The 277-nt window shown below is 68.6% G+C and carries 1 protein-coding gene; it reads left to right on the top strand.

The features are described 5' to 3' along the window. Window positions 1-277: tripartite tricarboxylate transporter substrate-binding protein (locus tag D9599_RS30985; RefSeq protein WP_255531749.1), on the top strand; the 277-nt coding region annotated here is incomplete at both ends.

Genomic DNA, 277 nt, shown 5'->3' with positions numbered 1-277 from the left:
GCTCCCACTCACTCGAGCCCAGGCTCAGGGTTCCGTCCGCTGTCCCACACGGCCGATCCGCCTGATCGTCGCCTTCGCAGCAAGGGGCAACACTGACCTAATCGCCCGCCTCCTGGCCGAGCGGCTCGCCGCCGAGCTGGGCCAGGCGGTTGTCTTGGAGAACCGCACTGGCGCCGCCGGCATCATTGGCGCTGAGGCGGTCGCCCGGAGTGCCCCGGACGGCTATACGCTGTTCCTGGGCACGCTCAGCACCCAGGCCATCCATGTCAGCCTCTAT

It is taken from the genome of Roseomonas sp. KE2513 (assembly GCF_016107305.1).
GTDB lineage: Bacteria > Pseudomonadota > Alphaproteobacteria > Acetobacterales > Acetobacteraceae > Roseomonas.
This window is presented reverse-complemented; position numbering and strand designations above follow the sequence as displayed.